This window comes from Haliea sp. E1-2-M8 (assembly GCF_030649675.1).
Classification (GTDB): domain Bacteria; phylum Pseudomonadota; class Gammaproteobacteria; order Pseudomonadales; family Halieaceae; genus Haliea.
In genome coordinates this window covers 1-13,371 of record NZ_JAUTDR010000036.1, presented here as the reverse complement: position 1 = coordinate 13,371, position 13,371 = coordinate 1, and the positions used below count along the sequence as shown (strand labels likewise).

Here is a 13,371-nt window from a genome sequence, read left to right as displayed (position 1 = left end):
CGGCGGGCTGACTATAGTGGATGGCTGTACAGGTCGCGTTTTCGAGCAGGTGTGGGATGAGGAGCCCGATTCGATGGATCAGGTGGACGGATTTGATGGATAAGTTGGACGGATTTGATGTACGGTTTTGCCGCCTGATTTGGCATGATTGGGCATGCTTGGCAGGTACAGATCGGAAGGCTATGCTGTGACGACACTGGCATTTGATTCGTTGAAGTATGCGCGGCGCCTCAGAGATGTGGGCGTGCCGGAATCGCAGGCGGAGGTGCAGGCGGAGCTGATGGCGGAAGCATTCGGGTTCTACGCGGACAATATCGTCACCAAGGAGTATTTGGACGCCACCCTGCGCTCGGCATTTGCCGAGCAGGATGCGAAGTTCGAGAAGCGGTTTGTGGATATTGAGCACCAGCTTGGGGATCTGAGAACGGGCCTGAAAGCGGAACTGGAGACGATGCTCAATACCCGCCTCAACCAGCAGGACATCAAGCTCGCCTCCATTGAGGCGACCATGAACGGGAACTTCCGGGTACTGTCGGCGCTGATGGGCGTGACCCTGCTGGCGGTGGCGGTGCCGGCGATCCAGAGTTTGCTGTGAGAGCACATCTATTCCGGCCAGATCTCCGCGGAGATTTCGGCCGCATTTGATGAGTTATAGGGCTTGCTGACACCTAGGCTGATGGGATTATCTACGAACTTGGCTGGGATGGATGGATGCTTTCCCCGAACGTTCAGGCATGCTTGGCACGGGCTCAGCAGGGAGGCTAAGCTATGGCAACACTGGCATTTGATTCACTAAGGTATGCCCGGCGCCTGAAGGAGGCGGGCGGTCCGGCGTACCGGTGCCGGAATCGCAGGCGGAGGTGCAGGCTCAGGACATCAAGCTCGCCTCCATTGAGGCGACCATGAACGGGAACTTCCGGGTACTGTCGGCGCTGATGGGCGTGACCCTGCTGGCGGTGGCGGTGCCGGCGATCCAGAGCCTGCTGTGAGTACGCTTTAATTCATCAAATTCGGCCAAAATCTCCGCGGAAACGCGGGAGCATTAGCTGAATAGAGGGGAACGCTCACGCCCTGGGTGATTGGGTTCTGTCCCGACCTGGCTGGATTGGATGTACGCTCCCCCCGACATTTCAGGCATGGTTGGCACGGGCTCAGCAGGGAGGCTAAGCTATGACAACACTGGCGTTTGATTCGTTGAAGTATGCCCGGCGTCTTAAAGACGCGGGGGTACCGGAGTCGCAGGCGGAGGTGCAGGCAGAGCTAATGGCGGAAGCATTCGGATTCTACGCGGACAATATCGTCACCAGGGATTACCTGGATGCCACCCTGCGCGCGGCGATGACAGAGCTGGAGGCCAGGCTCGATGCCCGCCTCAACCAGCAGGACGTCAAGCTCGCCTCGATCGAAGCCACCATGAACGGCAACTTCAGGGTATTGTCTGCACTGATGGGCGTAACCCTGCTGGCGGTGGCGGTACCGGCGATCCACAGCGTGCTCTAGCCACCTTTAGTACATCAAATGCGGCCAAAATCTCCGCGGAGGCGCGGAATGATACACGGAGGGTCAACCGCGCCAACTTAAAAAGCCGGATAGCGCTGCAACACCGCATCATCCGGCTGCCAGTCGACGCAGTCCAGCAGATCATCGGCGACCTGGGTGATCACGTCGCGCAATTCCAGCGGCTCCAGCAGCTCGGCGGGAATAGCCTCCAGCCCCCACTGCACCCCCAGCAGGTTGCCGGTGATGGCGCCGGTGGAGTCGGAGTCGCCGTCGTGGTTGACGGCAATAACCAGCGCTTCGTGAAAATCGGTGGCCACCAGGGCGCAATAGACCGCGATGGCCAGCGCCTCCTCCGCGATCCAGCCGCCGCCCAGGCGGGCGATGGCCTCGTCGTAGGGGGTATCGGTGGCGGCGAGATCGGCCGCCTTGTCGAGGGCGTTGATGGTTTCGTCCGCATCCATGCGCTCACTCAGGCAATCCAGCGCCACATCCAGCGCGTCGCTCATGTCGCCGCCATCGCGCAGCGCCGTCACCATCGCCGCCAGCGCACCGCCTGCGAGCCAGCCGGTGGGATGGCCGTGGGTCAGCGCGGAAAACTCGCAGCCGAGATCGAATGCCTCCTGCGGTGAATCCGCAAACAGCCCCGCCGGCGCTACCCGCATGACTCCGCCGCAGCCCTTGCTGTCATTCATCGCGGGCTCGCCGGGCACGTGGGTGTTGCGCAGGGCGCTGAGACAGGTGTTGCCCGGTCCACGTGGGCTGTGCAGCGCCTCCACCCCGTATAGCCAGCCCGCATCCGGGTGCAGCGGGTCCAGGTCAAACAGGTTGTGCTGGCCCTGGGTGAGCAGCCAGCGCTGGTAGGCCCAGGCGGTGACGGCGGGGTATTCGATCAGGCCGCTGTCGCGGTAGCGCATCAGGCCGCGGATAAGGCCCTCGGCGGTGAACAGGGTCATCTGGGTATCGTCGGTGATCGCACAGGGCAGCCCGTAGGCGGGCGCATAGCTGCGGATACCGCCGGAGCCGAAGCGCTTGAGGATCTCGGCGCGGCCCTGGAATTCTATCGCCGCGCCCAGCGCATCGCCCGCTGCGCCACCGAGAAGGCAGCCACGGAAACGGCTGCGCAGGTCGGGCTCCCCAAGCCCAAGAAGGTCCTTTTCCATAGCCAAAATCCCTTGTTTTTCAGCGCCAACAGCATAGCCAAATGCGGCGCCCGGTAATAGCCCGGATGAGACCACAGGCCCAATCGTGTATGATGCTGGGCGTTTCGCAGGGTATGCCATCTCCACACGCTGCAACCCTTTCACTTCGCCGAACTCTGGAGGCGCACATGGACAAAGATCCGCAAAAGGGCTATATCGCCCTACTGGGCTGGAGCCTGAACGCAGTGGAAGCTGCCGAGAATTTCGACCGTCGCTACGTTGTCGTTGCACCCGACTGGGCGGAAGCCTACTGCACGGAACACAACATTCCCTACGTACCCTGGAATTTCGAGCGCCTGAATGATCGCTCCCTGGAAATCGCCGAGACCCTGAAAGAAATGGGCGTAGATGTTGCGATTCCGATGTTCGAGGAAACCGTGGAATGGGCCGGCGCCATCAATTCCGTACTGCTGGACAATCCGCGCCTGTATGGCCAGTCGCTGCTGCTGCGCGACAAGGCGCTGATGAAGCGCCGGGCCCAGCTCGGTGGTATCCGCGTCGGTATTTTCGAGGAAGCACACGACAAGGCCGATGTGATCCGCTTTCTCAAGCGCGTCAACCAGACCCTGCTGAAACTGGACGGGGACCCGAACGACCCCATCCACCTCAAGGCATTCGACAAGGCCGGCTGCCTGGGTCACCGCGTGATCCGCACGCCGGACGAAGTGGATTCCATACCGGACGAGGAATTTCCGGTGCTGATGGAGTCGCACCTGGATGGCTGGGAGTTTGCCGTCGAGGCCTGGATACACAACGGCAAGATCGCCTTCCTCAATATCTCCGAGTACGTCACCCTGGGCTATTCGGTGTTCGTGCCCGCGTCGCCGGAACTCGAGTCCTACCGCGAGCAAATCACCGCCCAGATCGAAAAGCTGATCAAGGCCTTCGATATTGAGTTTGGCCTTATCCACCCGGAATACTTTGTCACCAGCGATGGTGAGATGTACTTCGGGGAGGTGGCCTACCGGCCGCCGGGGTTCAAGGTGTTCGAGCTGCTGGAACGGGTCTACGGCTTCAACGCCTACCAGGCGAGCATGCTGGTGTTCGACCCGAAGACCACGGCGGAGGAAGTTGCCGCCTATTTCCCACGCGAGATCGAGGACGCCAACGGCTATGCCGGCTGTTTCGGGGTCTATCCCCGCCGCCGGGTGGTCAGCAAGCTGGAAATTCCGGAGGAAGTGGAAGATCATCCCTACTTCGAATCCCACGAGCTAACCCCACCGATGGAAGAAACCGTCACCAAGCGTACCGCGTTCGGCACCCACTGGGGTCTGGTGTACTTCAAGGGACCGGATCCGCACCAGCTGCGTGATCTCCTCAAGCACCAGGAAGACGTGGACTACTATGTCTAGAATATGGCGGTACCGGCATTGACTGCAGACAGCGACAAACTCGCGGCCCTGCTGGCCCATCTGGACCACGCTACAGCGCTGCTTGCCGCTGCGCCCGCCTTCACCAAGCCGGGCAAGCTGCCGCGGGTGCTGGACACCGCGCGCCGGGTGATGCTGCAACCGGGCGGCTGCGCGGCTGTGGCAGCCCGGGCCCAGGCCATCGACGAAGCCGGCGTCTTTGCCGGGTCCGACTGGGCCACGCCGCAGATCCTGATACCCTCCCTGACACCCCACTCCCTCGGCAGCGCCGACGCCAACATCGTCGTGATCGAGGCCCTGAGTGAACTGCGCCTGCTGGCCGTGGCCCATGAGGAATACCGGCACCCGCTGATTTCCGCGGAGCAGGCCCATCACTACCTGACCCAGGTTATTGCCATCAACCTGAACCTGCTGTTCGGTCCCGCCACGGAAGCGGAGCGGGAAACCCAGGGGCGGCTCGCGCAGTTGCCACGCAATCTGTTCCAGTACCTCACCGAGCGGATCGGCTACGAACATGTCATTGACCAGCTGATCGACGAGATCTGGCGCATCCTCGAACAGCGCCCGATCCAGGTCGATGCGGTCAAGAGCATGATCACCCAGATCGCCAGCTGCCAGGCGAATCCGGAAATTGACCTGGGCGCCAGCGGCCAGGGCGCCAACCGCCTGGTCAGCGCCATCTTCAGCCCCACCCGTGGCTGCCAGGAGGATCCGGGCATCGCCGTGTACCGGGAGCGCCTGGTCAGCATGGATCCCTCCGCCCTGCAGAGCGAGGCCACCGGTTTTGCCCGGGCCATGCACGACACCGGGTTGGTATCACCGTACCATCCGGTACTGCTGCGCTTTCTGCTGGATCAGGGTGAGCATCTGCTCGCCGAGGCGCTGGGCCTGTCGGCGACCGGGCGCGACTGCCTGCTCTGCTACCGCGACCTGGTACAGGCGCTGATTCGCGCCTGCGTGCATCCACCGACGGCACAGGCGGTTTACGGGCTGGCGCTGTTGCTGGAACGCGGCATCCTGTACCAGGCCTCAATGGCACCGGCGCTGCTGCGCCAGCTTGCCCTGCGGCTATCCGACTGGTCGCAGGCCCGGCTGACGCTGGCCTTTGGCGATACCGTTTCGCCCCGTGCGCGGCTGCTGGAGGGCGTGCTGTGCATGCTGGGCCAACCCCTCGGCGTGGGCCAGGGCAACAATCCCACCTGCCAGTCGGCCCGGGCCCTGTCGATGTGGGCCTACAGTGATCCGGACTACCTGCTGCAAATGGTGGCCTGGGCGGCGCGTGATGACGAGATCATCATGCACTTTGAGGGCCAGCCGATTTCCTCCCGGGAAAGCACCGGCGGCGTTGCCACCAGCCTGCCCCTGGATCTGGACCCGGTCTCGCTGCTGGTGGTGCCGCAGCTGGACCGCATCTATGCCGAGATGGGCCGGCGCTGCATCGGCCGCGAGGGCGACCCCCACCGCTGGGTCAATCCCGAGTTTCATGGCTGGTGGTCCGGGCGCGGCTTTCGGATCAACGTCGATGTCACCACCGGGCACCTGTCTGACCTGGACGCCTTCCTGCGCCACTTCTACGCCAGCTATCACCCCTATTACAATGGCCAGCTGCCGCTGATCCACCCCCAGCCCGCCGGCATCGCCGTCACCGACAGCGCCGCCCGCTTCATCGGGTGGCACGCCATCAGCCTGCTGCGGGTGAGCATTGACCCGACGGATGTGATGCGGGTGTACTTCTACAACCCCAATAACGACAGCGGCCAGGACTGGGGCGACGGCATCAGGGTGAGCACGTCGGGTAACGGCGAACGCTCGGGGGAATCTTCCCTGCCCCTTGAGGAGTTCGCTTCAAGGTTGTACATCTTCCACTACGACCCGCTGGAGCGGGGGGAGCTGGCAGAGGTGGCGCAAGAGGAACTGGACCGGGTGATTGCCAGAATTCACCGCAGCTGGGGCGCGGATCGCATCCCGGCGACGGAACTGCAGGCAAGCGAGGGGCCGCTTGGTTGAGGAGCTCCTGCAGGATGATCTCAGCCTGCTGGCGGTGCCGCTGTATCTGGCCGCCATCCTGCTGGAAGCCTGGCATGCGCGCCGCCATCAGCTAAACCGCTATCGCTTCAGCGACACCCTCGCCTCCCTGTCCATGCTGCTGGCCTCCGCCATCGTGGAACTGCTGCCGCGGTTACTGGCCCTGGCCATTTTCTTCCAGCTGCATGAGCTGAGCCCGCTCAAGGATGCCATCGGCCGCCAGTGGTGGGCCTGGCTGCTGCTGTTCCTGCTGGATGATTTCACCTATTACTGGTTCCACCGCGCCAACCATGAGGTGCGGCTACTCTGGGCCGGGCACGTCAACCACCACTCGTCGCGGTATCTCAATTTTGGCACCGCCCTGCGCCAGGGCGTGGGCGAGCGGGTGCACAAGTTCCTGTTCTGGCTCTGGCTGCCGCTGCTGGGCTTTGACCCGGCAATGATCATCATCGTGATCGGCATCAACCTGTTCTACCAGTTCTGGGTCCACACCCAGGCGGTGGGCAAACTGCATCCCTGGATCGAGGCGGTGTTCAACACGCCCTCCCACCACCGGGTGCACCACGGTTCCAATGTACGCTACCTGGACCGCAATCACGGCGGCGTGCTGATTATCTGGGACCGCCTGTTCGGCACCTTCAGTGAAGAGCGGGACGACGAGCCGGTGGTCTATGGGCTCACCAGCAACATCGACTCGGACAACCCCTGGACCGTGCTCAGCCACGAGTACCGCGCCATGGGCTGCGATCTGCGCCGGGCTACGACCTGGCGCGACCGCCTGCGCTATCTGCTGCTGGCGCCCGGCTGGTCCCACGACGGGCCGGACAAGCGGGCGTCGATTTTGCGCCTCAGCGCCAAAAATTGACGGTACTGTCCGCCGCCAGCCAGGTGAACACCACATAGGCCGCCACGTTCTGGTCCAGCGCTGCCGGGTCTATCTTGTCCAGGGTGTCGTCGTGGGTGTGGTGCAGGTCGAAGTAGTCCGTGCCGTTCTGCACCAGCCGCAGCGACGGCAACCCCGCTTCCACCATCGGCACCAGGTCCGGCCCGGAGCCAGACTTGTCCATGCTGCCCCGGGCCACGCCCAGCGGTGCCAGCAACTCGCTCATGATATCCACCACCGCCTGCCCCGCCGGTGACACCTGTGCTGTCAGCTGCCAGATCCGCTCGGCGCCAAAGTCGCTCTCGGTGCCGATAACGTGCTGCGGGAGCTGCTCCCGATGCGCTTCCAGATACTCGTAACCGCCCAGCAGACCGACCTCCTCCGCGCCCCAGAGGATCAGGCGAATGGTGCGCCGGGGCCGCTTGCCGCTGTCCAGGATCAGCTTCGCCGCGGCGGTGGTGATGGCCACGCCGGCACCGTCGTCGATGGCGCCCGTGCCCAGGTCCCAGCTATCCAGGTGGCCACCGATAATCACGATCTCCTCCGGGCGCTCGCGGCCGACAATCTCGGCGATCACGTTACCGCTGGGTGCCTCGGCACTGGCCTGCGGGCTCAGCGCCAGATGCACCCGGAGCGGCTGACCGCGCTGGGCGACGCGCTCGATCTGGTCCGCGTCGGGATTGGACAGGGCCGCGGCGGGTATCCGCGCCACACCCTCGGCGTAGCGCATCTGGCCGGTATGGGGGAAACGGTGGCTGTCGGTGCCGATGGAGCGGATGAGCAGCGCCAGGGCGCCCTTCTCCGCCGCCACGCTGGCCCCGACCCGGCGCAGTTCGCCGTAAAAACCGTAACTGGAACCGTCCTGGGTGCGCTGCATGGCGTGGCTGACATAGGCAATCTTGCCATCGAGGCTGCCGGGCGCTGCGGCACGCAGTGCGGCAAGGCTCTCGAAGGACACCAGCTCCGCTTCCAGCCCTGCCGCCGGAGTCCCGACGGAGCCGCCCAGCGTGGTGATTTCCAGCGGCTGCGGGAACGGTGCCAGCAGCGCCGCATGCTCCTCGCCGCGCTCCCAGCCGGGGATGGTAAACGGTTCCACCCGCACGTTCTCAAAGCCCATGGTGCGCAGGCGGCTCACGGCCCAGTCCCGGGCCCGGGCCTCGGCCTCGCTACCGGCCAGGCGCGGCCCGATTTCGGTAGTGAGGGCCTCTACCATGTCCCAGGCCATGGTGCCGTCCAACGCCTGGTCCCGCAGCGTGCGGGCGTGTTCAATGCTGGCCGGGCTGAGAGCGGTCGGGGTTGCAGGGGCGGGTTCCGCCGCAGTACCAACCGGGGCGGCGAGCAACAGGGCGCAGGCCAGCAGCAGCCGGGCGCGAACAACAGAAACAGTCATGACATAGCCACCAGTCGTATGTGTGTAAATTCGCCTGCATTATCCCGCATGCTGGACAGATTTGCGACGACGCTTGCCAGCCCCGATATTGTGGGCTAGCCTCAAAGCATCTCAGGGGGAGCAATTATGGTGCCGACAAAAATGTTTAAATACGCCCTGCCGGGGCTGCTGCTGGCCACGCTCGCCCAGGCCGCTGACCACGTTGAATCTCCCGCCGCGACCGCCGACCGGCCGGCAGATCTTGCGGACATTTTTTTCTTTGATCCAGAAGACACCGAAGGCCGCCTCGTAGGCATCATCACCTACGGCGGTGATTCCGCGGTCTCGGACCAGAACGATGCTGATTTCTACTGCGACCGGGATGTGCTCTACAGCTTCTATATCGACCGCGATGACAATGGCGACGGCACTGATTCCATAGCCCCGGATGTTCGCATCGATATCCGCATGGCAGAGCAGGAGGACGGCAGCTGCCGGGTAAGGCTGGACAATGTCCCCGGCGCCGGGGGCGCCATTACCGGCACGGTGGACGAAGGCAACCGCCTGTTCCAGAGCGCCTCGGGGCTGAACGCCTTCGTCGGCCCTACTGACGACCCGTTCTTCTTCGATGCCCAGGGCCTCGGGGAAACCCTGAGCACCGGCAACGTCGCCTTCGACAGCAGCCGTGACGCCTTTGCCAATCGCAACCTGAGCGCGATCGCTTTCGAGATCGACACCGCCGCCCTGAGCAGCACCCAGACCGTGTTCCGGGTGTGGGCTACAACCGCGCGCATCGTGGAGTGAACAGAATGATGATTAAACGCCTTGTGGCGCTCGGCCTCACCGCACCCCTGCTGCTGACCATCGGCTGTTCCGACAGCAGCGACGCGCCGATCTTTGAACCGCCACCGCCGCCGCCCCCCGATACCTTTGTCGAAGTCCGCTCCAATCCCGTCAGTGATTACAAGCGCGTCGACCGCACCGGGCAGCCGGCGGTCGCCACTGCCCTGCTACGTGGGGGTAACCAGCCGATCCGGGACGGGGTGCCGATCAATGGCGACGCCGACAATGAGCGGGATTCCCTGAACCAGGGCGACCCGGAAAATGATGCCGAGTTTGCCGGCGCGTTCGTGGACACCCTGATCGTGTTGAACAATGCCCTGGCGGACGATCTCGACAGCCTCGGTTTGGCGCGCTGTTCCACCGGGGAGCCCGGCAGCATCGACAGCGCCGACCAGATTGCCGCCTGCATTGATGTGGCGGCACCGGTGGTCATCCCCGATGTCATTACTCTCGACATCACCCAGCCCGGTGGCTGGCCCAACGGCCGCCATCCCGATGACCCTGTGGTTGACCGGTTGCTGGCGGCGGCCCTGCTCGACCTGAGCCCCGACAGCGGCCAGAGCCTCGACCTGTTCGCGAATTTGCCGCTGAATCCGCCCGGCAACGACGCCCGCGCCGACGACCCCTCACCACCCAACTTCCCTTACCTGCGGGACCCGCTCGACCTGTAGTGGCCCGTTTCCGCAACGCCGCGGCGCTGGCGCTATTGCTGGTAGCCGCGGCGGTGTCAGCGCAGGGTTCGTACGACTATGCGACTCTGCGTACCGGGCTTGAACAACGCCTGGAAACCCTGCAGCAGCGATTGCTGGACACCGCGCACAACCGCGACCTCACCCCCGCGCGCGAGCTGTTCCAGGGCTGGCTTTACCACGCCAGGCTGACCGGGGACACGGGTTCCTGGCAGCGGGCAGCAACGGCGCTCGTCCAGTTGGAGCAGCGCAGCCTGACCCCGCCCTGCAGTGAACAGGCGCAACTGGCGCTGGCAATGCACCAGCCGACGCGCGCAGCCACCGCGCTGGAAGCCTGCCCGGACCTGGATGCTGTCAGGTTGCAGGCGGATATCGATCTCTACCAGGGTCGCTACGCCGAGGCGGTAGCCGGCATGACCCGGCTGCTCAACCGAAGTCCGCTGCCGGAACACTTTGCCTGGATGGCTACCTGGCGCCTGTACAGCGGTTCGCCGCAGGAGGCCCACGCCCTGCTGGAAGCAGCGGAGACGCGCTACCACAACCGCAATCCCCATCAGCTCGCCTGGTTCATGCTGCAGCGCGGCATCATCGCCCTGGAACAGCGTGACCTTCAGCGCGCACGCATTCTCTTTGAACAATCGCTGGAACGGCTGCCGGGCTGGTGGCTGGCGCAGGAGCACCTGGCGGAAACGCTGCTGTTGCAGGGTGAAAGCGCTGCGGCCGCGAAACTCTACGACGAGGTGATTGCCGGCACCGGTGCCGGGGAATTTCTCGCCGCCCGGGCGGGGATCGCCCGTGCCGATGGTGACGAGGCGCTGGCGGACGACCTGCTGCAGCGGGCGCGGGCGAACTTCGAGCAGCGCCCGGCGGCGCTGGCCGGGCATGCAGTGGAATTCTTTCTCGACCATGGCCCGGCAGATCGCGCGCTGGCGCTGGCGCGCGCAGACTACGAGGCGCGCCCCTTCGGCGCCAGCGCCACCCTGCTGGCACGGGCGCTGCTGGCCGCCGGTGATCCCGCCGGGGCGGTGGCAGTATTGCAGCCCGAGGTCGAGCATGGCTGGAATACCCCGGAGGCACAGCGGGTGCTGGCGGAGGCCAATACTCGACTCACTCCCCCATAGTCTGTATAGTCCGCGGCCTGCCGCGGTATAAACCTCGCTCCACCCATCTTTCCCCCAGGTACACCACAGTGATCAGCGCAGCAAACGTCACCATGCAATTTGGCGCCAAGCCATTGTTCGAAAACATCTCCGTCAAGTTCGGCGACGGCAACCGCTATGGCCTTATCGGCGCCAACGGTTGCGGCAAGTCGACCTTCATGAAAATCCTCGACGGCAGCCTCGCGCCCAGCGCCGGCAACGTGTCGATCTCGCCCAATGAGCGGATCGGCAAGCTTAGCCAGGACCAGTTTGCCTTCGAGCAGTACTCGGTTATCGACGCGGTAATCATGGGCCACACCGAGCTGTGGACCGTCAAGCAGGAGCGCGACCGCATCTACAGTCTCGCGGAGATGTCCGACGAGGACGGGATGAAGGTCGCGGATCTGGAGACCCAGTTCGCGGAGATGGACGGCTACACTGCCGAGAGCCGCGCCGGCGAGATTCTCCTCGGCGCCGGTATCGGCACTGAACTGCACTTTGGCCCCATGAGCGAAGTCGCCCCGGGCCTCAAGCTGCGGGTACTGCTGGCCCAGGCCCTGTTTTCCGACCCGGACATCCTGCTGCTGGACGAGCCCACCAACAACCTCGACATCAACACCATTCGCTGGCTGGAAGACGTGCTGAACGCGCGCAAGAGCACCATGGTGATCATTTCCCACGACCGCCACTTCCTCAACGCCATCTGCACCCACATGGCGGACATCGACTACGGCGAGCTGCGCCTGTACCCGGGCAACTACGACGACTTCATGACTGCCTCGACCATGGCACGCGAGCGCCTGCATTCCGAAAACGCCAAAAAGTCCGCCCAGATCGCCGACCTGCAGCAGTTCGTCAGCCGCTTCTCCGCCAATGCCTCCAAGGCCAAACAGGCTACCTCGCGGGCAAAGCAGCTCGACAAGATCAAGCTGGACGAGATCAAGGCCTCAAGCCGGATGAGCCCCTATATCCGCTTCCGCCAGGACAAGAAACTGCATCGCCAGGCCCTGGTGCTGGAAAAACTCGGCCACGGCTATGACGGCGAGCCGCTGTTCAGCGACGCCAACCTGCTGCTGGACGCTGGCACCCGGCTGGCGATCATCGGCGAGAACGGCGCCGGCAAGACTACCTTCCTGCGCTGCCTGCTCGACGAGTTGCAGCCCGCGACGGGCACGGTCAAGTGGGCAGAGAACGCCACCGTCGCCTACTGCCCCCAGGACAGCACCGCGGAGTTCGACACCGGCCTGAACCTGTTCGACTGGATGAGCCAGTGGCGCAAGCCCCACCACGACGACCAGATCGTCCGCGCCACGCTGGGCCGGCTGCTGTTTTCATCCGATGATTTCAAGAAAAAAGCGCGGGTCTGCTCCGGCGGCGAAAAAAACCGCCTGCTGTTTGGCAAGATGATGATGACCGACGCCAACGTGATGATCCTCGACGAGCCCACCAACCACCTGGACATGGAGGCCATCGAGGCCCTCAACCTGGCGCTGGAACACTACGACGGCACGCTGATTTTTGTCAGCCACGACCGCGAGTTCGTCTCCTCCCTGGCCACCCGGGTCATCGAGATCAAGGACCGGGAGCTGGTGGATTTCCAGGGTACCTACGAGGAGTATCTGGTGGAGCTGTCAGAGGATGGGGCGTCGGGGCGGGGTTATGCTTCGGTGGGTGGCTGAGGGCCGCGCTACCTCCCGGACGCCGCACGGCGCAGCTTAACCCGCCCTCCCGGTCATTCGTCGCAAAAGGCTTGCATCACCGTCCACGCCTGTAGACTGTGTCCCTATCAGAGTAAACCGGGGATCACTCAGTGTACCGACGACTCATCTTCCGCATACTTGCCGGCCTCACTGCCACGGCGCTGCTGGCGCTGAGCGCGCTCGCCCTTGTGATAAGCCACGATTCGCCCTGTTCGCCGCCGACTGTGGAGGGCAGCGAGGGCTTCGCGGCCATCATGCAACGCTGTTACGGATCCCCGGACGTTCTCACTCTGGAAACCCTCCCCAAGCCCGAAGTGGCGGCTGACGAGGTGCTGGTGCGGGTGCATGCGGCATCAATCAACCCTCTTGAGAAACACCATCTTTACGGTACGCCATATCTGCTGCGTTTGAGCAACGGCTTCAACGCGCCGCAATCGCCGCGCACCGGATCAGACATGGCCGGCGTGGTGGAAGCGGTTGGTGCGGATGTGACCCGATTCAAGCCGGGCGATGAAGTCTTTGGTGTTGCCGCTGGCGCTTTAGCTGAATATGTTGTTCGGCGCGGAACAGGCGGCCTGGCATTCCCTCTGTGTCAACATTGTTGCCCCACCAATAGGTATAATACAGAGGGCGTGGAGTTGACCAATGGCAAGA

At 63.9% G+C, this 13,371-nt stretch carries 13 protein-coding genes; 11 read left to right on the top strand and 2 right to left on the bottom strand.

Annotation, left to right across the window (positions count from 1 at the left end; genetic code table 11):
• The first annotated feature begins 187 nt into the window (after positions 1 to 187).
• The 3 genes from Q6D67_RS19945 to Q6D67_RS19935 all read left to right on the top strand — a co-directional run bounded on the left by Q6D67_RS19945 (position 188) and on the right by Q6D67_RS19935 (position 1,500).
• Positions 188 to 595: a hypothetical protein gene (locus Q6D67_RS19945; protein WP_304707432.1), complete on the top strand. Its 408-nt coding sequence runs from the start codon at positions 188 to 190 to the stop codon at positions 593 to 595.
• A 244-nt stretch (positions 596 to 839) separates the two neighbouring features.
• The gene (locus Q6D67_RS19940; protein ID WP_304707431.1) at positions 840 to 989 is read left to right on the top strand and encodes a hypothetical protein; all 150 of its coding nucleotides are present in this window, start codon (positions 840 to 842) and stop codon (positions 987 to 989) included.
• A 181-nt stretch (positions 990 to 1,170) separates the two neighbouring features.
• On the top strand, positions 1,171 to 1,500 hold the full coding sequence (locus tag Q6D67_RS19935; RefSeq protein WP_304707430.1) for a hypothetical protein: 330 nt from the start codon (positions 1,171 to 1,173) through the stop codon (positions 1,498 to 1,500).
• A 77-nt stretch (positions 1,501 to 1,577) separates the two neighbouring features.
• Here Q6D67_RS19935 and Q6D67_RS19930 read toward each other — a convergent pair whose 3' ends face one another.
• Positions 1,578 to 2,660, bottom strand: coding sequence for an ADP-ribosylglycohydrolase family protein (locus Q6D67_RS19930; RefSeq protein ID WP_304707429.1), 1,083 nt, complete (start codon positions 2,658 to 2,660; stop codon positions 1,578 to 1,580).
• A 167-nt stretch (positions 2,661 to 2,827) separates the two neighbouring features.
• Between Q6D67_RS19930 and Q6D67_RS19925 the strand changes: the two genes are divergently transcribed.
• From Q6D67_RS19925 to Q6D67_RS19915, 3 genes are read left to right on the top strand one after another with little or no spacing between them, the layout of a single operon-like run.
• On the top strand, positions 2,828 to 4,051 hold the full coding sequence (locus Q6D67_RS19925; RefSeq protein ID WP_304707428.1) for an acetyl-CoA carboxylase biotin carboxylase subunit family protein: 1,224 nt from the start codon (positions 2,828 to 2,830) through the stop codon (positions 4,049 to 4,051).
• 18 nt (positions 4,052 to 4,069) lie between these two features.
• Positions 4,070 to 6,076, top strand: coding sequence for a hypothetical protein (locus Q6D67_RS19920; RefSeq protein ID WP_304707427.1), 2,007 nt, complete (start codon positions 4,070 to 4,072; stop codon positions 6,074 to 6,076).
• Entirely contained in the window at positions 6,069 to 6,959 is an 891-nt protein-coding gene (locus Q6D67_RS19915; protein WP_304707426.1) for a sterol desaturase family protein, read from the top strand. Before Q6D67_RS19920 ends, Q6D67_RS19915 begins: the two co-directional genes overlap by 8 nt.
• Here the strand turns inward: Q6D67_RS19915 and Q6D67_RS19910 are convergent.
• The gene (locus Q6D67_RS19910; RefSeq protein ID WP_304707425.1) at positions 6,943 to 8,367 is read right to left on the bottom strand and encodes a M20/M25/M40 family metallo-hydrolase; all 1,425 of its coding nucleotides are present in this window, start codon (positions 8,365 to 8,367) and stop codon (positions 6,943 to 6,945) included. The two genes, Q6D67_RS19915 and Q6D67_RS19910, sit on opposite strands and share 17 nt — an antisense overlap.
• 126 nt (positions 8,368 to 8,493) lie before the next feature.
• Between Q6D67_RS19910 and Q6D67_RS19905 the strand changes: the two genes are divergently transcribed.
• From Q6D67_RS19905 to Q6D67_RS19885, 5 genes are all read left to right on the top strand, one after another.
• Positions 8,494 to 9,150 carry a DUF4331 family protein gene (locus Q6D67_RS19905; RefSeq protein ID WP_304707424.1) on the top strand — a complete coding sequence of 219 codons (657 nt, stop codon included), beginning with the start codon at positions 8,494 to 8,496 and terminating at the stop codon, positions 9,148 to 9,150.
• 5 nt (positions 9,151 to 9,155) lie between these two features.
• Positions 9,156 to 9,860, top strand: a complete 705-nt coding sequence (locus Q6D67_RS19900) for a hypothetical protein (RefSeq protein WP_304707423.1) — start codon at positions 9,156 to 9,158, stop codon at positions 9,858 to 9,860.
• The gene (locus tag Q6D67_RS19895) at positions 9,860 to 10,999 is read left to right on the top strand and encodes a lipopolysaccharide assembly protein LapB (RefSeq protein ID WP_304707422.1); all 1,140 of its coding nucleotides are present in this window, start codon (positions 9,860 to 9,862) and stop codon (positions 10,997 to 10,999) included. Before Q6D67_RS19900 ends, Q6D67_RS19895 begins: the two co-directional genes overlap by 1 nt.
• A 68-nt stretch (positions 11,000 to 11,067) precedes the next feature.
• Positions 11,068 to 12,696: an ABC-F family ATPase gene (locus Q6D67_RS19890; protein WP_304707421.1), complete on the top strand. Its 1,629-nt coding sequence runs from the start codon at positions 11,068 to 11,070 to the stop codon at positions 12,694 to 12,696.
• Positions 12,697 to 12,827: 131 nt separating this feature from the next.
• Positions 12,828 to 13,371 (top strand): alcohol dehydrogenase catalytic domain-containing protein (locus Q6D67_RS19885; RefSeq protein WP_304707420.1); only part of this gene is annotated, 544 nt, incomplete at its 3' end.